The 17,689-nt window shown below is 68.9% G+C and carries 15 protein-coding genes and 3 pseudogenes; 13 read left to right on the plus strand and 5 right to left on the minus strand.

Features of this window, described 5'->3' with window-relative positions; translation table 11 throughout:
* Positions 1-4 precede the first annotated feature (4 nt).
* From GD748_RS00605 to GD748_RS00615, 3 genes are all read left to right on the plus strand, one after another.
* Positions 5-1,471, plus strand: a complete 1,467-nt coding sequence (locus tag GD748_RS00605; protein ID WP_152193279.1) for an SCO6880 family protein — start codon at positions 5-7, stop codon at positions 1,469-1,471.
* Positions 1,472-1,904: 433 nt separating this feature from the next.
* Positions 1,905-2,618 carry a hypothetical protein gene (locus GD748_RS00610; RefSeq protein WP_152193280.1) on the plus strand — a complete coding sequence of 238 codons (714 nt, stop codon included), beginning with the start codon at positions 1,905-1,907 and terminating at the stop codon, positions 2,616-2,618.
* Positions 2,619-2,632: 14 nt separating this feature from the next.
* Complete coding sequence (locus tag GD748_RS00615) at positions 2,633-4,132, plus strand: ATP-binding protein (protein ID WP_152814961.1); 1,500 nt, start codon at positions 2,633-2,635, stop codon at positions 4,130-4,132.
* Positions 4,133-4,230: 98 nt separating this feature from the next.
* On the opposite strand, the gene GD748_RS00620 is transcribed toward GD748_RS00615, so the two are convergent.
* Both GD748_RS00620 and GD748_RS00625 read right to left on the minus strand, forming a co-directional pair.
* Positions 4,231-5,478 carry an MFS transporter gene (locus GD748_RS00620; RefSeq protein WP_152193282.1) on the minus strand — a complete coding sequence of 416 codons (1,248 nt, stop codon included), beginning with the start codon at positions 5,476-5,478 and terminating at the stop codon, positions 4,231-4,233.
* Between the two features lie 18 nt (positions 5,479-5,496).
* A pseudogene (locus tag GD748_RS00625) lies at positions 5,497-5,691 on the minus strand (helix-turn-helix domain-containing protein); the annotation flags it as partial.
* A 43-nt stretch (positions 5,692-5,734) separates the two neighbouring features.
* Here GD748_RS00625 and GD748_RS00630 point away from each other — a divergent pair.
* Complete coding sequence (locus tag GD748_RS00630) at positions 5,735-6,826, plus strand: IS630 family transposase (protein ID WP_152193283.1); 1,092 nt, start codon at positions 5,735-5,737, stop codon at positions 6,824-6,826.
* On the opposite strand, the pseudogene GD748_RS00635 reads toward GD748_RS00630, so the two are convergent.
* Both GD748_RS00635 and GD748_RS00640 read right to left on the minus strand, forming a co-directional pair.
* Positions 6,824-6,991, minus strand: a pseudogene (locus GD748_RS00635) (ArsR/SmtB family transcription factor); the annotation flags it as partial. The gene GD748_RS00630 and the pseudogene GD748_RS00635 sit on opposite strands and share 3 nt — an antisense overlap.
* 507 nt (positions 6,992-7,498) lie before the next feature.
* Positions 7,499-8,481, minus strand: a pseudogene (locus tag GD748_RS00640) (arsenic resistance protein).
* A 54-nt stretch (positions 8,482-8,535) separates the two neighbouring features.
* On the opposite strand from GD748_RS00640, the gene cmtR reads away from it, so the two are divergent.
* The 9 genes from cmtR (at position 8,536) to GD748_RS00685 (ending at position 16,313) form a co-directional block, all read left to right on the plus strand.
* Positions 8,536-8,904: a Cd(II)/Pb(II)-sensing metalloregulatory transcriptional regulator CmtR gene (cmtR, locus tag GD748_RS00645; RefSeq protein WP_152193284.1), complete on the plus strand. Its 369-nt coding sequence runs from the start codon at positions 8,536-8,538 to the stop codon at positions 8,902-8,904.
* Positions 8,901-9,575: a cation diffusion facilitator family transporter gene (locus GD748_RS00650; RefSeq protein ID WP_226920604.1), complete on the plus strand. Its 675-nt coding sequence runs from the start codon at positions 8,901-8,903 to the stop codon at positions 9,573-9,575. The genes cmtR and GD748_RS00650 overlap by 4 nt, the downstream gene beginning before the upstream one ends.
* Positions 9,572-9,883 carry a hypothetical protein gene (locus GD748_RS00655; protein WP_152193285.1) on the plus strand — a complete coding sequence of 104 codons (312 nt, stop codon included), beginning with the start codon at positions 9,572-9,574 and terminating at the stop codon, positions 9,881-9,883. The genes GD748_RS00650 and GD748_RS00655 overlap by 4 nt, the downstream gene beginning before the upstream one ends.
* A gap of 106 nt (positions 9,884-9,989) precedes the next feature.
* Positions 9,990-11,267, plus strand: a complete 1,278-nt coding sequence (locus GD748_RS00660; RefSeq protein ID WP_226920606.1) for an ImmA/IrrE family metallo-endopeptidase — start codon at positions 9,990-9,992, stop codon at positions 11,265-11,267.
* Positions 11,264-11,836: a hypothetical protein gene (locus GD748_RS00665; RefSeq protein ID WP_152193286.1), complete on the plus strand. Its 573-nt coding sequence runs from the start codon at positions 11,264-11,266 to the stop codon at positions 11,834-11,836. The genes GD748_RS00660 and GD748_RS00665 overlap by 4 nt, the downstream gene beginning before the upstream one ends.
* Complete coding sequence (locus tag GD748_RS00670; RefSeq protein ID WP_152193287.1) at positions 11,833-13,632, plus strand: TraM recognition domain-containing protein; 1,800 nt, start codon at positions 11,833-11,835, stop codon at positions 13,630-13,632. The genes GD748_RS00665 and GD748_RS00670 overlap by 4 nt, the downstream gene beginning before the upstream one ends.
* 488 nt (positions 13,633-14,120) lie before the next feature.
* Positions 14,121-14,663 carry a single-stranded DNA-binding protein gene (locus GD748_RS00675; RefSeq protein ID WP_152193288.1) on the plus strand — a complete coding sequence of 181 codons (543 nt, stop codon included), beginning with the start codon at positions 14,121-14,123 and terminating at the stop codon, positions 14,661-14,663.
* Positions 14,664-14,679: 16 nt separating this feature from the next.
* Positions 14,680-15,300 carry a hypothetical protein gene (locus tag GD748_RS00680; protein ID WP_193312751.1) on the plus strand — a complete coding sequence of 207 codons (621 nt, stop codon included), beginning with the start codon at positions 14,680-14,682 and terminating at the stop codon, positions 15,298-15,300.
* Positions 15,297-16,313, plus strand: a complete 1,017-nt coding sequence (locus GD748_RS00685; protein WP_152193289.1) for a hypothetical protein — start codon at positions 15,297-15,299, stop codon at positions 16,311-16,313. The genes GD748_RS00680 and GD748_RS00685 overlap by 4 nt, the downstream gene beginning before the upstream one ends.
* Before the next feature lie 8 nt (positions 16,314-16,321).
* Here GD748_RS00685 and GD748_RS00690 read toward each other — a convergent pair whose 3' ends face one another.
* Positions 16,322-17,689 carry a tyrosine-type recombinase/integrase gene (locus GD748_RS00690; protein ID WP_152193290.1) on the minus strand — a complete coding sequence of 456 codons (1,368 nt, stop codon included), beginning with the start codon at positions 17,687-17,689 and terminating at the stop codon, positions 16,322-16,324.

The following is a 17,689-nucleotide window of genomic DNA, read 5'->3' on the forward strand; positions in this document are numbered from 1 at the left end:
GCTCATGACCAGCACTCCCACTCCCGCACCGGCTGGCGGTGACCTCGCGCCGGTGAAGTTCTCCCGGCTCGCCCGGCGCGGCGTGCTCCTCGGGCTGTCCGCCTTGCAGCTCGCCGTGGTCGGCTTCGCCGCCGTCGCGCTGGTCGTCTCTCTAGTCGTCGGCGGCATGGCTCCGGCATACGCAGCACCGTTGCTGTTCCTGTGCGCCGTGCTCGTCTGGGTCCGCATCGGCGGCCGCCCGCTGGTCGAGTGGCTGCCCATCGTCACCGTCTGGGGGCGACGCTCTGCCACCGGGCAGCTCGAGCACCGCGCGCGGATCGGCAGGCCCCGACCGGCCGGGACGCTCGCGCTGCCCGGTGACGTCGCCCGGCTGCGCCAGTGGGTCGACACCGACACCGGTGCCGTGATGGTCCACGACCCCCACTCCGCGACCCTGACCGCCGTCGTCCCCGTGACCCATCCGTCGTTCATCCTGCTCGACCCCGCCGACCAGCACCGTCGCATCACCGGCTGGGCGAAGGTGCTGGCCACGACCTGCCGCTCCGGCAACATCGCCTCCGTGCAGGTGCTCGAACGCACGCTGGCCGACTCAGGCAAAGGCCTGGCGGACTGGTGGGACGCCCACGGCGCACGGGACGGCTCATGGGCCTCGCGCACGTACAGCGAGCTCATCGACCACGCCGGCCCGACCGGCGAACGCCACGCCTCCACGATCTCCCTGGCACTCGACGTGCGCGCCGCGGCCCGACACGTCCGCGCCGCCGGCGGCGGTATGCGCGGTGCCGCCGCCGTGCTACGCCAGGAGGTCGAGACCCTCTCGACCGCGCTCCGTGCAGCCGACATCACTCCCTCACCCATGCTCGAGCCTGGCGACCTCGCCCTCGTCCTGCGCACCGCCTACGACCCTGCCGTCGGTGCAGCCCTCGAACGCCACGGCAGCCTCGGTCGCGACCTCGCCACGGCCGGACCGGTGTCCGTCGCAGAGTCCTGGGGCCACCTACGCTCCGACTCTTCCTACCACTGCGTGCTGTGGATCTCCGAATGGCCCCGCTCCCTGGTCTATCCAGGCTTCCTCGCCCCTGTGCTGCTCGCCTCCGGGGTGCGCCGCACCTTCACCATGCTCTTCACCCCGGTACGAGCCGACCTCGCCGCACGCGACATCCGCAAGAAGAAAACCGAGTACATCTCCGACGCCGCCCAACGCGCGAGGATCGGGCAGATCGAGGATGCCTCGCAGACGGCCGAGTACGTCGACGTGCTCCAGCAAGAAGCCGATCTCACGGCCGGCCACGGCATCCTGCGAGCCGTCGGACTCGTCTCCGTAAGCGCACCATCCGTCGAGGAGCTCGAACGCGCCGTCGCGGCCGTCGAACAGGCCGCCATCCAGGCGTCATGCGAGACCCGGCGGCTGTGGGGCCAGCAGGCCCAGGCGTTCACCGCAGCGGCGCTGCCGCTCGCTCGACAAGCCTGAGAGCTACTCAACGGCGCGTCTTGGCGGCAGCCCTATTGTGCTTGGACGCGCACGACCGGGAGCAGAACCGGCGCCTTGTGGCAGCAACAAGCGGGCAGAACTCGGCTGCGCACCACTCGCAGGCCACGACGGTGCCGAGCCGTTTCTGCCCACGGCGAGCCGCATTGGCTCGGCGGAGCGACTGCAGGCCGGCAGGTGAGATGACGCTGCCAGCCTCGAGGCGAGCCGCAGTGGCCCTGGCAGGGTCTCTTCGCCGGACAAAGCTGGACTTCTGAGAGAGCTGAGCACGCGCGTTGTCTGCGATGGCCTGCCGGGTGGCCTCAGCGACCAGCCCGCGTCGACCAAGCCCATGGGCCTTGCGGAATTCCACGGCGGTCATCCCGTGCGCCTTGTAGACGTGCAGGCCAAGGTGATTGAACCGTCTGCCGCACTCATGGCAGAGCAAGCCCTCGGTGTCTTCGTCGAGTACGCCGTAGCAGCCGTGGCCGTCCACATCGCCAACCTGCATGGCAGCCATGTTCGCCGGTACACGTGCCGACGTCCACAGCTTCCCCTCACGACATCCGACGGCCACGACGGCAAGAGGTGGCGGTGGCGCACCTCTCATGTGACGAATCCATATTGGGAGACGACCATGGCGAACTACGACCAACCTGTCAGCTCGGGGCTCGAGGCCGCCGAGGCGATGAGGGCGCTCGCCCACGCGACACTCAAGTTCGACGACCAGCCCGAAGACACGTTCAGCGTCCTGGGCGACATGCTCTCGATCACGAGCTCGTACGTGAGTGTGCTGACCAACATCGCACAGGCGCACGAGCGCAAGATCGACGACGCCCACGACGACCAGAGCAGGGACCATGAGGCCGGGCGGATGCTGGCACGCGCGGCGGCGCACAGCCTTCGGCACGCCGCCTTCCAGATCGCCGACGCCTACCGTCACGTGGACGACGCGACTCAGATGTCGAGCCGGATCGTGTGGTTCCCGCACGCTCCCGCCCTGCGCACGCCCCGTGAGCCGCGCCGTGCGAGCCCGCGCCCGGGGATCGGTCCCGAGGCGGCCGAGATGGGCACCGCGGTGTCGCCGACGCGATCGGTGCCGTCGCCTTCGGCCCGAGACAGCACACGGGCGGAAGGCCGCTCGCTGTGACGAGCCAGGAGCATCTGCAGACCACGGTCCTGATTACGCCCGAGCGGGAGCGCCGTCGGGTGCGCAAGGCGCGCGAGCGTGCCGCCGCGGACGTCGTTGCGGCGGCACGCCACACCCGCCAACAGTCCGCGCGAGCCGAACACGACGCGCAACGCACCGAACGCCGCTCGACGACGTACCTGCCGACCGCAGGTGAACCCGGCCCGGCCACGCTGCGCACCCCGGGGAGGTTCCGGTTGCCGAAGCACCAGGACACCTCGGCCACGTGGGGTGGGGCGTACCCATTCCTCGCCGAGGGCGGGCTCGGGTCCGAGGGGGTGTTCGTCGGGCAGGACCTGTACTCGGGGTCCTCCTTCGTCTACGACCCGTGGGTGCTGTACCAGCGGGGACTGATCACCGCACCCAACGTCGTCCTCGCGGGCATTGTCGGCGCCGGGAAGTCGGCGCTGGCGAAGAGCCTGTACACCCGGTCGATTCCGTTCGGCCGGCGCGTGTACGTCCCTGGCGACCCGAAGGGCGAGCACACCGCCGTCGCCCACGCCGTGGGCGGTCGGGCGATCATGCTCGGGCCGGGCCTGGCGAACCGACTCAACCCCCTCGACGGGGGCCGCCGCCCCTCGGACATTGATGACGCGCAGTGGGCCGCCCAGGTCGCCGCCCGACGCCGGGACCTCCTCGGCGCACTTGCCGAGACGGTGCTGGACCGAGCGTTGACGCCCTTGGAGCACACCGCGATCGACTTCGCACTCGCCGACACCGTCCGCTCCACGGAGGTGCCGATCCTGCCGATGGTGGTCGACCGGCTCCTCGCCCCGAACCGGCGTGACGACGTCGACGGCCGGCTAGCCGAGGACGGCCGCCTGCCCGGGCATGCGCTGCGGCGCCTGGTGGCCGGCGACCTGGCCGGCATGTTCGACGGCCCCTCGACCATCGCCTTCGACCCGGACCTGCCCATGACGTCGCTGGACCTGTCCCGCGTCGCGCAGAACACCACCGCGATGTCGGTGCTCATGACGTGCGCCTCGGCGTGGATGGAGTCCGCGCTGCTCGACCCGGCCGGTGGACAGCGCTGGGTCATCTACGACGAGGCCTGGCGACTCATGCAGCACCCCGCGCTGCTGCGGCGCATGGACGCCCACTGGCGCCTCGCCCGCCACTACGGCATCGCGAACATGCTGATCTTCCACAAGCTCTCCGACCTGGAGAACGTCGGCGACCAAGGCTCCGCGATGCGGGCACTCGCCTCAAGCCTGCTGGCGAATGCCGAGACCCGCATCATCTACCGGCAGGAGCCAGACCAGCTCGGCGCCACCGCCACAGCCCTGGGACTGACGCGCACCGAGCAGGCGTTGCTTACGACGCTGGGCACCGGGCAGGGGCTGTGGCGAATCCGCGACCGGAGCTTCGTCTGCCAGCACCAGATCCACCCGGACGAGCTGGCCCTCTTCGACACCTCAGCCCGCGCATCCGGCGTTCCCCGCAACTTCAAGAATGCTGAAGCCTCATTCGGGTGAATATGCGGATCGAGGCCCGCTGTGCGGGGTGGTGGAGTTGCATGTTCGTGGAACCTGCACCCTCACTGGTCCAGAGTGCGCGTCCCAGTGGCCCCTCGTTAACGGGGGGCGTAGGCGTGTGGCCGGTTGCCCGCGCGGGGGCCGTGGGGCGGGGTCCGCCAGGTCAGGACCGCGAGGATCGTTCCGAGGGCGCCGATGGCGACGAGGACGAGGCCGATCGCGGGCAGCCCGATGGCGGCGCCGAGTACACCGGCGAGGGGGTAGGTGATCAGGAAGCAGGCGTGGGAGAGGGAGAACTGTGCGGCGAAGACCGCGGGGCGCGTCTGTTCCGTGCTGCCTCGGCGCAGGAGCCGGGCTGAGGGGGTGAGGATCGTTGATGTCGCGGCCCCGAGCAGCGCCCAGAGCGTCAGCAGTGCGATCCATTGGGGTGTGCCGTCCATCCAGGCGATGGCCCCGGTAGCGGTGAGCAGCAGGAGCGGGAGTGCAATGCCGCCGGTGAGCATGACCCGCCGGTCCGGCAGGGTCTCCAGGAGCTTGGGCATGCCGAGGGCGACGAGCATCGAACCGCCTCCGTAGGCGGCGAGCATGAGCGCGACGTCGGGCTGCGGGCGCCCGAGGTCACCCTGGACGAGGACCACGGTGTTGACGATGACCATCGCGGTGGTGGTCGCCACGACGAGGTTCAGCCCCATCAGCCCACGCAGTTCCGGGCTCGCCCAGAACGCGCGGGCTCCACGAGTGAGCCGGTCGAAGAAGCGTGCGGGTGGCGGAATGTCGATGTGCGGGAACCGGGAGGCGATCACCAGGGCGGCGGAGGCGAGGAACCCGATCACGGTGCCCACGAACAGGTTGTGGTAGCTGATGACCGTCAGTAGGGCGGCGGCGAGCATCGGGCTCACGAGTGATTCCAGGTCGTAGGCCAGGCGCGACAAGGACAGGGCGCGGGTGTAGTCGTCCTCGTCGGGCAGGACAGAGGGAATGACGGCTTGGAACGCCGGGGTGAAGGTCGCGGAGGCGGACTGGAGTAGGAAGATCAGGATGTAGACCTGCCACGCCTCGGTCACGAACGGCAACGAGACGGCCACCCCAGCCCGGATCAGGTCGGCGCCGATGAGGACGGGCTTGCGCGGTAGGCGTGCAACGAGGGCGGTGGTGACCGGGGAGACGGCGACGTAGGCAACCATCTTGATGCTCATGGCCAGGCCCATGACGATCCCGGCGTCTCCGGCGGCGATGTCGAAGGCGAGCAGGCCGAGCGCGACGGTGAGCAGCCCGGTGCCCAGCAGCGCGATGATCTGCGCGCTGAGCATTTTCGCGTAGGTCGGGTTTCGGAGGACGGTGATCATGCCTGCGGGCCTAACGAGTCAAAGTTCACGAGCGGCAGTTGCTGCTGGTGGTGTGTGGTGGTGCGGAGGCAACTGGCCGTTCGCCACGGCGTGCTCGGCTTGCTTGATCGCCTCGATCACCACGGCGAGGGCGTGCTCGTCGGTGAGGCGATAGAGCACGCTGGTGCCTTCCTGCCGGGTGGTGACCATGCGCGCCATCCGCAGCCGGGCTAGTGTGTCGCGCCTGAAATTCGTTCCGTAAGTCGTAGAATGGGGCATGGCACGCACCGGACGTCCCAAGGCATTGCTGGAACTGAGCGAGGACGAGCGCGAGCAGCTGCAGCGGTGGGCGCGCAGGCGTAAGTCGTCCCAGGCGCTGGCGCTGCGCGCACGGATCGTGCTGGCCTGCGCGTCGGGGCTGTCCAACAAGGAGGTCGCGACCCAGGAGCAGGTCTCGACGCCCACGGTGGGCAAGTGGCGCTCACGGTTCATCGAGGCGCGACTGGACGGCCTGGCGGACGACCCGCGCCCGGGCCGGCCGGCCACGGTCACGGCCGAGCAGGTCGAGGACGTGGTCGTCGCCACGCTGGAGTCGACACCGAAGAACGCCACGCACTGGACGCGGGCGAAGATGGCCGAGCGCACCGGGCTGAGCAAGTCCACGATCGGACGGATCTGGAAGGCGTTCGAGCTCAAGCCGCACCGTGAGGAGGGGTTCAAGCTCTCCAACGACCCGCTGTTCGTGGAGAAGGTCTACGACGTGATCGGGCTCTACGTGGACCCGCCGGAGTCCGCGGTGGTGCTCTGCGTGGACGAGAAGTCCCAGGTCCAGGCGCTGGCCCGGTCCCAGCCGGCGTTCCCGATGATGCCCGGGATGTCCGAGAAGCGCACCCATGACTACGTCCGGCACGGCACCACCAGCCTGTTCGCGGCGTTCAACACCGCCGACGGCACCGTGATCTCCTCACTGCACCGCAAGCACCGGGCGGTGGAGTTCAAGAAGTTCCTCGCCAAGATCGACACCGAGGTCCCGGACCACCTCGATGTCCACCTGGTCTGCGACAACTACAGCACCCACAAGCACCCCACCGTCAGCCGCTGGCTCGAGGCGCACCCACGCTTCCACATGCACTTCACCCCGACGTACTCGTCCTGGATCAACCAGGTCGAGCGGTTCTTCGCCTACGTCACCGCCGACCTGCTCCAGCGCTCGGACCATCGCAGCGTCCAGGCCCTGGAGGCCGACATCCGCAACTGGGTCAAAGCCTGGAACGAGGACCCCAGGCCGTTCATCTGGACCAAGACCGCCGAGGAGATCCTCACCTCCCTCACCAGACTTCTAAAACGAATTAACGGCGCAGGACACTAGATGCTGGGAGACCCCGGAGGGCTTCTTACCGACGATCTCGGCCAGCGCGTTCACCGGCAGCTCGTCCCTCTGCCGCAGGGCGAGCACGATCCTGATCCTGGTCGGATCGGACAGGATGCCCAGCACCTCGGCAGCGAGGTCGACGTACTGCGATGACGGGTCCATCCCACAAACCTCACTATCCGCGTTCATACGCGGATAGTAACACTCACTGGCTAACTGTCACGCCGGGAAGGGGATGCCTTGCGGGGTCGGGTCGGGCCGGTGTGTGGTGCTGTAGAGCATGGCGGTATCGATGTTGACGCCAAAGAGATCGCAGATGCGCCGGACGTCGCCGCCGGTCTGTTCGACCTCGTTAGAGAATCCGGTCAGTCCGGAGCGCCTGTGCGGTCACGCCGGCTTTCTTCCAGGGGAAGTTGCGCCCGGGTGGTGAGAGTCTGGGTGCGGTTTGGACCGTGACGAGCAGGTAGGGTTCTTCGTTTCCGGCCATCTCGTTGCCCGGTGGTCGAGCCAGGCAGCGAGGCGGACGAGGACGGGTTTCGCGAACGGGATGAAGCGGCCGTCGTGCATGCGGAGCCGTCCGTCGATGATGTCGGTGAGAAGGCGCCTAGGTCGAGGCTCGCAGGTGGAGGTCGTATTTCCAGGGTTATCTGGGACCGAGTTGCGGGGCGTCTACGAGGCGATGAGTTCCGGGGTTCGGGACTGAAGGAGTCGCGGGATGAGCCGGACGAAGATGACCATGACGACGAGCTCGACAAGGGTCTGGGTGACCACGACGAGCGGGGCGAGATCGAACGCGGCCGGCAGGGCGAGCACGAGCGGGACGACGACGAGGGAGTTGCGGGTGGCACCGCTGAACACGATCGCCCGCCGCCCGGGCAAATCGAGCCGCGCGATCCTGCCCGCGGCGGCACCGACGGGGATCATGACTGCGGCAAACAGCACGTAGACCGGGACGGCCAGCAACAATGCGGCAAGCTGCTGGCCGACGCCGGCGATCTGCGAGGCGACGACGACCGCGAGGGTAAGCATCATCAGCGGCACCATCGCCCCCAGCACGACCTCCTGCACCGCCTGGCCCACCCGGTGCGGGCGGCGGCGAGGTGGGTCAGCCCGGCAGCGGCGAGGGGCAGAGCGATGAGCAGCAGGAACGCTTCGACGAACGGGACGAGGTCGACAGCTGCGACGAACTCGGCGCCGACAAACAGCCACAGATAGGCCGGGAGCAGGAGCATCTGGGCGAGCATCAGCAGCGGCGCGGCCGCCAGCAACCGGTCTTTGGCACCGCCGGCGATGCCGGTGAACACGATGACGTAGTCCACACACGGGGTCAGCAGCACGAACAGCACCCCGACCAGCAGCACCTGGTCGTGAGCCACGATCCGGGACAGCACAAACACCACCAGCGGGACAAGGACGAAGTTCACGACCAGCACCGTGGCGAGGAACCGCCAATCGCGGAACGATTGCCCGATCCGTACGAACGACACCCCGAGGAACGTCGCATACAGCAACAGCCCGAGCACGGGGTTGATCGCCAGCTCCACCGGACGGGCGACCGTGGGCATGAGCACGCCCACCACAGCCCCCACGGCGAGAGCAGCGAGATAGAGCGGCACCTGATACCGCTCCATCCACTCCACGCCCACTCGCATGCTTCCCATCTTCCCAGGCCACCGATAGGACACTGTCCGCTGTATAGTCAGTGCATGCTGACTATTGCTCCTCGTGTTGACGTGATGAACCGGCTGGGCCGGGCGATGGCCGACCCCACGCGCTCGCGCATTCTGTTGTCCCTGTTGTCGGGACCGCGGTATCCGGCGAAGCTGGCCCGCGAGCTGGAGCTGACGCGCACGAATGTGTCGAACCACCTCACCTGCCTGCGCGGCTGCGGCATCGTGGTCGCCGAGCCGGAGGGACGCCAGACGCGATACGAGATCTCGGACCCGCATCTCGCGGCGGCGTTGACAGCGCTGGTGGACGTCACGCTCGCCGTTGATGAGAACGTGCCCTGCCTGGACCCAGGCTGCACCGTGCCCGGCTGCTGCGACACCCCGGACAACGGAGCGGCTCGGTGAGCGCGGGGACAGTGACAGACGAGCGGCGGGCCAGACTGCACCGACGGGTCCGGTTCATCGTCACGTTCACGATCACGTACAACGTGATCGAGGCAATCGTGGCGATCTGGGCAGGGTCGGCCGCATCATCGGCTGCGCTGATCGGGTTCGGCCTGGACTCGGTGATCGAGGTTGCCTCGGCCGCTGCGGTGGCGTGGCAGTTCACCCGGAAGGACCCGGAGCGATGGGAGAAGGTCACCGTCCGGGCGATCGGCATCGCCTTCTTCGCGCTGGCCGGCTACGTCACCGTCGACGCGATCCTCACCCTCACCGGCGTGGAACAGGTCGAGCACAGCCCGCTCGGGATCGGGATCGCCGCGTTGAGCCTGATCGTCATGCCGGGCCTTGCCTGGTTCGAGTTCCGCACCGGCCGGGAACTCGGATCGAAGAGCGTGCAGGCGGATGCGAAACAGCTCCTGCTGTGCATCTACCTCTCCGGCACCGTGCTGATCGGTCTACTGCTGAACACGCTGTTCGGGTGGATGTGGGCCGACTCGGTGGCCGCGCTCGTCGTCGCCATCCTCGCGGTCCGCGAAGGCATCGAAGCCTGGCGCGGCGATGTCGAGTCCCCGTTCGAAGTGCTCGAAGACCTGGATGACGAAGACGAAGTAGCGAAGGAGACAGCTCGATGATGTCGATACGACCGTTCAACGATGCCCCGATCGCGTGCACGCTCCCGACGATCACCGAGGCCAAGGCGCAGGTGGAGAAGTGGCGGGCCTTCGACGCCGACTATGCGCTCTCGTCCGAGCTCACCGACGCGCAGGTGACGATCCACTACGCGAAAGACGAGGACTCCATCCGGCGACTGCGAGACCTTGTCGCCGTCGAACGGCAGTGCTGCGCATTTGTGGACTGGAGCATCGACGAAGACCACGACGACCTACGCCTGATCGCGCGAGGTACCCCGGACCAACTCGCTGCACTCAACGTCCGCTGACACCTCCGCCCAGTCCAGACGCGACAAGAGCGCGCGTAGGCGAACGGTCGCATCGACGGACAGCCCGAAGATGTCGCAGAGTAGACGCACATCGCGCCTCGGGGGCATGGATCTCGTGCAGGGCCCTGGATCTCGTTCAGGGGCCCTTGAGAATCGTCAGCTGAGGATCGCGAATAGCGACCGGAGGCCCAGTACTGAACAGAAGCCACTGACCCGGGACGAACTCGCGGACAACCAGCGACAAGGACTGTCGGCGGCGCGTCGCACCTACCTCACACAGCCACGAGAGAGGTGCGTGATGCACACGCCGACAGACACCGGGGTGCGGAACTCCGGGCAGGACGCCCGGCTCGATGACCTGCACAACAAGCTCGCCACCGAGGTCGACAACCTCGTCACCAGCGCCGACTGGACACGCGCCCTGGAGACGGCCGCCCGCTTTCGTGCGTACAGCGCGGCGAACTCGCTGCTGATCTGGGTGCAGTACACCGACGCATACGCGAAGGGCCTGGTACCGCACCCGGTGCCGACCTTCGTGGCCGGAGTCCGTGGGTGGAACAGCCTGGGCCGTACCGTCATCCGCGGTCAGAAGGGGCTGCAGATCCGCCTGCCCGTCCTTGGGCGTTTTGCCGCTGCCTCGCCCGATGCAGGGGAGGACACCTGGCGGCGGCTGGCGCACTGGGAGAAGCTTCGCCCCGGCGAGGTGCTGAAGAAGAAGCTGGTCAGTACGAAGGTCGGTCGCGTCTTTGACGTCGCGCAGACCGAGGGGCGGTCGCTGGAGACGTTTCCCGAACCCGTGCTGCTGGAGGGTGAGGCACCGGTCGGCCTGTGGGACGGGGTCGCGGTACAGATCACCGGCCGTGGCTTTACGCTGCGACGGGTCGACAGCGCCCGGGAGATACACGGCGCGAACGGCCTGACCGACTACGCGGCCAGGGTCGTGTCCGTACGCACGGACATGGACCCCGCCGCCCAGGCGAAGTCGCTCATCCATGAGCTCGGACACGTCATGCTCCACGGTCCCGGCAACGCCGACTCTTCCTCGCACCGCGGGATCGGAGAGGTCGAGGCCGAGTCGATCGCGTTGCTGGTCGGCGCCGCGCACGGCATGGACACCTCCCAGTACACGGTGCCCTATGTGGCGACGTGGGCCAGCGGTGTTCCGGACAAGGACGAGGTCGACGTCGTCCTCGGCACGCTTGACCGGGTACGCAAGACCGCAAGCAGGATCCTCGACGACCTCGACACCACCCAGATCAGCAACGGGCTGCCGCCCGGCCTGGACCGCGACTCCCTAGCCGCACAGCACGCCGCCAAGCGCGGTGCCGCGAAAGCAGCCCACCACGAGCACGCCCAGACCACGCGCGAGACGGTGGTCCTGTGATCCGCCACGACGCCACCGGGCGCAAGACATCTGTCCCGGTCGTCCTGCCTCTGGTCGAGGCGACTATCGAAGACAGCGGGCACATCACCGTCGTCGTCGACGGTGAGGCGTACCTGCCGCGGACTCCGCTGAGCAGGGCAAACCTGCGAGCCCAGATCGCCGCCCTCGCCGCCGACCGTGCCACCCCGCTGCGGGTGCACGTCCGTGAGCCAGGCGGAGGCACCTTCACCGACGTCGTCACCCCGGAAGATGCCGCCCTCCTGTCCGCGCCCACTGCCCCGGCGCCAGCACCGGAGTCTCCATCGGCGACCTCCACCGGCGCCGAGGCCGAGCCGTTCCAGGTGACCGGGGAGGGCCCCGTCGTCGGGCTGACCGGTAGCGGGTTCCTGCCTGGTGAGCACGTCGCGTTCGCCGTCATCGTCCTGCGCCAGCAGGCTGACGCCGACGGCACCGCCGTCCTGCACCTGCCCGGATCCCTGACGAACCGGAAGCCAGGACCCTTCGTACTCTTCGGACAGACCTCCGGCACTCTCGTCCTGGCAGACCCGTTCGGCGGCGACCAGCGATGACCCCACCCTCGAACCGGGGCGGCGGAGACCTGCTGGTCAATCTCGGGCTCGGCATCCTCATCGCCGCCGTCACACTCGGCGGTGTCCTGCGCGCCGCGGGCATGCTCGCCGCGCTCCTCACCGGCCTTAAGCCACCCACCGGTGGACCAGCGTCCGGCACCCGGGTCTTCCGCACCCCAGGCGACCCGGCGGCGGCGCTCGGGGTGCCGGGACTGAACCCGATCGTGTTCTGGGCCGTCGCCGCCCTCATGGGCGCTCTGCTCGGCACGGCCGCGTGGGGTGTGTGGCGCCTGACGAGGTCGAGACGCACCGCAACTTCGCGCGACCCACACCACCAGCTCGGGACCGCAACGGCCTCCGATGTCGCCAAGGCAGCGTCACGTCGAGCCCTGCTGAAGCGGTCATTGAACCTGCGGCCCTCGCTCAAGCACCCGCAACCGACCGAGGTCGGCTACCTCCTCGGCCGCTGCCACGGCAAGGAGGTCTGGGCGTCGGTGGAGGACTCGGTGCTGGTGCTCGGCCCGCCCCGCTCGGGCAAGGGCCTACACATCGTCATCAACGCGATACTCGATGCACCAGGCGCCGTCATCACCACCTCGACCCGCCCGGACAACCTCGCCATCACCCTGACCGCCCGCCAACGGCGTGGCCCGGTCGCGGTGTTCGACCCGCAGCAGCTCGCCGGCGGGATCGCGTCCGGGATGCGCTGGTCACCGGTCCGCGGCTGCGAGCAACCGCAGACGGCAATGATCCGCGCCCACGGCCTCGCGTCCTCGACGGGCCTGTCCACCGGCAGCACCGACAACGGTGGGTTCTGGGAAGGCAAGACCCGCACCGCCCTCCAGGGCCTCTTGCACGCCGCCGCCCTGGGCCAGTGCACCGCCCGCGACCTGTTCTCCTGGTCCCTGTCTCCATCCGCCGCGGCGGACGCCGTCGCCATCCTCGCCTCCCACCCGGGCGCGGCACCCGGCTGGGCCGACGCCCTCGAGTCCGAGATCCACGCCGATCCCCGCACCCGCGACAGCGTCTGGATGGGCGTCTCACTGTCGCTGTCGTGCCTGGCAGACCCGCGCGTGCTCGACGCCGTGAGCCCCCGGCCGGGTGAGCAGTTCGACCCTGAGGAGTTCCTGCGCAGCAACGGCACCCTCTACCTGCTCGCCACTTCCACCGGTGCCGGCGCCGCCGGCCCCCTGGTCGCGGCATTCATCGAAGACCTGGCCGAGACCGCCCGGCACCTCGCCGCACCCATGCCCGGCTCCCGTCTCGACCCGCCGCTGCTGCTGGCCCTGGACGAGATCGGCAACCTCGCACCCCTGCCCTCGCTGCCTGGGCTCATGTCTGACGGCGGCGGCTCCGGCATCACGACCATGCCCGTACTGCAGTCCATGGCCCAAGCCCGCGCCAAGTGGGGCGACGAACGCGCCGGGACGATCTGGGACTCCTCCATCGTCAAGATCGTCCTCGGTGGCGGGTCCGTCGCCCGCGACCTGCAAGACGTCTCCGCGCTCATCGGCGAGCGCGACGAAGACACCGACTCCGTCTCGACGGGCGACTACGGCGCACGCTCCGTGCAGCGCTCCACCAGGCGGGTGCCGATCCTGCCACCCCAGGCCATCCGCACCCTGCCGTTCGGCACCTCCATCGTCCTGCTGCGCTCGGCGGCACCGCTCATCACCGACATGCGTCCCTGGACCAGCCGCCCCGACAGCGCGGATCTCGCCGCCGCCCGCACGACCGTCGAGCTGGTGCTGCAGCGGAAGGGAAGCGAGAAGGGAACCACAAGCGAGAGTCGGTGAGGGGTGAGCAGAGCTCCGACCATCAGGAGGGGTGGCCGGCGATCCAGATGGCATCTCCGACGTCGTGCACCACGGCAGAGGCAACACTCATCGACGGGTCGGCAAGGCCGCCGACCGCCTCGGTAAGCAACCCTGCCGCGGTGAGGCCTAACCCTACGAGGATCGTCCCGCGCGCCAGCCGGGTGAGTCCGGACGGGCGGGGACGAGCCCAGCCACACGCTGCCACGACGAGGAGCCACAGCAGGGGAGATGCCGAGGGCCACGTGTGGCAGGCAATGCCTCGGCAGCTCCCCTCCGGCGGCGGCTGTCCAGAACCCTCAGGGGCCGCTTGGGACTCACCTGGAGCCCGACCCGCGAACGGGGGAAGCGAGCCGGAGCCCCGCACCGCACCCCAACCCGGCCCCGACCACTGCGCCGGGAGTCCGCCACGCACCTGGTGTGTGAGAGCGGTGGCCATCCGGGCTCCGCGCCGGCATCAGGAGTATCAGATGTCCGAACCGATCCCTACTCGGGAGTCCCTGGCCGGGTTCTTCGCCTCCGAACCGAGACTCGGCACCACGAAGACCGGCAACACCCGCCTGTACGCCAGGGTCGGTGTCGAGCACTGGTCCAAGGAGCCTGACGGGACCTTCACCGAGCTCGAGCCGACCTACCACGACATGGCGGCGTACGGCCCCCTCGCCGAGCGCCTTGAGGGGCGCTTCCACAAGGGCGACAGGTTCGTCGCCCACGGCGACACCCGGGTCTACCCGAGCGCCCGTGCGGGTGAGGACGGCATGGCGCTCGAGTTCGTCGTGCGGCGCATCGGGCACGACATCACCCGGACCCGGTACACCGTCGAGCGAGGTCCGACCGCGAACCATCCGGCGGGCCGCGGCTCCACCCGCGCCGTCGACCAGGATGCGGCGACCACGGACGTATCGGCGTCGGGATCACGGCTGCGGACGGTGCCGGACCTGTCCGTAGAGCCGAACAACGTCCGGCCCGCCGACGCCCAGGGCGCCGCCGCCGACTTGCCCCTCGGAAGCTGACGGGCGGTGGACCCTCATGAGCGACGCGCCCGACCAGCCCACATGGCCGTTCCCGTACCACCCCTCGCTGTTCGACGAGACCGACCTCGACGAACTGGCAACCGGCCACGTCGTCGACACCATCACCGACGACGAGGAACCGCTGGCACCGATCAACTGGAACACCCTCACCGCCGAACAGGCCCAGGTGGCCTGGCTCGACCTGAACTCCTGGGTGAACTGGCTCCGCAGGGCCTACGGCCTCTCGCCGAAACTCATCCCGCCCATGTGGCACCGCCACGACGAGCTCGTCTGGGAGCTCTCGGCCCTGCACACGCACTGGCTGGCCTGCTACGACCCGGAGGCTTCCCCCTCGGCGCCGACCGCCTGGCACCGCGACTTCGCCGACGCGCGGCACCGCCTACGCGAATGGGTCGCCAGCTCCGGCACCGGAATCAGCTCCGACCGCCCCACCAGGCAGTCCGCCTGGCCCGGCGAGAACCCCCTCCCGCCATCACCGGCCCAGGACGTGGTCGACCGCGACGCGGACTTCGTGCGATTCATCGAGGAAGACATCCTCGCCCGACGTGATGCCCGACGACGCGCCGAGGCAAACGTCGCCGACCTGCGCCGACACCAACGCGGCGGTGAACCATGATCCTCGACGCTCCCCGCGCCATGCGGATCACGGCCGACCTGCTGGCCTACGCGGACCACAACAGCGACCCCGCCACCAAGACCCATCAACTCATCGGCGCGCAAATATGGCACGCATTCCGCGCACTCGGCTACCGCGAAGGCCTCGTACTCGGCGCAGGAGACGGGACAGCCCCGCTCCTCGAGATCCCGGACGTCGCGAACGCCCGGAGCGCCTCGCTCGTGGCCGACCTCGGCGCGAGCCATCGCCTGCGCCGGCCCGTCACCGACCTGCCCGCCTGGGCGGGCACCGAAAACTTCGACATCGTCATCACGACCCTGCCCGGCTACGACGTGCGGCTGACCTACGGGCCGAACATCATCCGGCGCAGGGCCGATCAGCTAACCGCAGCCCTGGTGGCGCTACAGCTCACCCGGGAGGGCGGACTTGCTGCGCTCTTCGCCTCTCACGACCTCATGGACAACCCCGTGCCGTACGAGCGCAGGCAGATCGCCGAGCTTGCCGACCTCATAGGAGCCGTCCGTCTACCGGCTGGCACCCACCGCCGCGCCACAGGGACCGACGAGGTCGCCGACCTGCTGCTGTTTCGCAGACGGCCTCCCGGCGAGCCTCCTCGGGGACCGGAGTTCGAGCACGCACCCGAGGTGTATCTCGATGGAGAGACGGTCACGATCAACACGTACTTCGACACGAACATCGATCAGGTCCTCGGCGCACTGCAGTACGACCCCACTGGGGTGCCGCCGATGAACCTGACCGTCACCGGCCGACCCAACCAGTTCGCACCCGCCTTAGCCGACCGGATGGATCACCTCATCAACACCGGCCGCCGTCATGGCCTCACGCTGACCACCCGAGTTCGCGGCACAGGGCTCGCCGTGAGCATCGACGACCTCCGTGGCCATCAACCCACCATTCGCCGGCTACGCCGGCACGACGCCGCGGGCGCAGAGGGGCTCGGCCGGAACAGATCCCCCAGGGACCTGGCCGGTCCGAGCATCGAACAGCCATGACGCCGCTCTCACCAACCCGACACCTCCTCGGCCACCGCCACGTCATCGGCGGTGGCCGACACCGGTTCCGCCAGACGCATCGAAGTCGCCCTGGCGGATCCAGGTCCGGCCGTCCGTTCGGCTTCGGCGGTGGCCTGCTCGTCACCGATCTCGATGACCTCCTGCAGGACGGAGGAGACGTCAGGCGCCAACCTGAGGCGCTCGACGTAGTGCCGGGTGGTGACGCCGCCGTTGACCTTGTGGCCCAGGAGAGTGGCCGCATCGGCGACACCGCGCTGCCGTGCCACGAATGTCGCCACCGTGGAACGCAGCAGGTGCGGGTGGACCTCTCCTCTCATCTCTGCGAGCTCGAGCGCGGCCCGCAGGGAGCGACGGATGTTGTGCGGCGTCTGGGGCGTGAGGTCGAGGCGCCCATCTTTGAACCGCCGCGACGGAAACACCGGAAGGTCCGGAGTGGTCTGGTGCGGGCGGACCGACTCAAGCGCCTCAACGGTGAACCTGGGGATGATGATCGTCCGCATGCCGGCGTCCGTCTTTGTCATCTCCTGCCGGACCGTTCCCTCCCCCTTGACGTCCACGAGCGTGGCGGAGACGGCGACGGTCGGAAGGCCGTCCGGGGACAGGTTGACCTCGCCCCACAGCAGGGACATCACTTCCCCGATCCGCAGTCCGGTGCCGAGCATGACGTCCACGGCGGCAGGAAGATGCCCAGTCGGCCTGGGGCCTGGCCTGCCCTGCCGCGATTTCTCCCATTCCCGCACGGCCTGGCGCAGCCGGTACACATCCTTGATCGTCATGGCCTTCGGCTCGGGTACCTTGCGCCTGGGGACCTCGATCTTGTCGGCCGGGTTGTGTCGCAGCGCGTCGTGGAGGATCGCCCTGTCGAGCACGCCCCGGAAAGCGCCACGGGCCTGCGTGGCGGTGACGACCATGCTGTTCGGACCGCCCTTGCCGGCCTCGACGATTTCGTTGATCCAGTCCTGACACACCGCTGGGGTCAGCTCGTAGAGCCGGTAGGTGCCCAGCCGCGGCACAAGGTGGTTTGCGAGCAGGCGCTCGTACTCATCGACCGTCTGCGGCCGGATCGGCGGGTTGGGCCACCGGGACTTGGCTCGCAGCTCGTTGATCCACTGTCGCGCGGCCAGGCCGACCTTGTCGTCGTTCTTGAGCTCGGCCGACCCGCTGGGGGTATCGAGGCGCTCGGCCAACGCGTTCTGCACAGCGAGCCTCGCCGCTTCTGGCGTCCTGCCCTTGCGGGAGACTTGAGCCTCCGTGCCGTTGAACCGCCGGACGCGGACCTTGGCCCGCCATGTCCCGTTGTGCGGGGCGATGAAGATCTCGCCGTGTTCGCCGGGCTTGAGCCGCTGACGGGACAT

Source organism: Georgenia subflava, assembly GCF_009193155.1.
Classification (GTDB): Bacteria; Actinomycetota; Actinomycetes; order Actinomycetales; family Actinomycetaceae; genus Georgenia; species Georgenia subflava.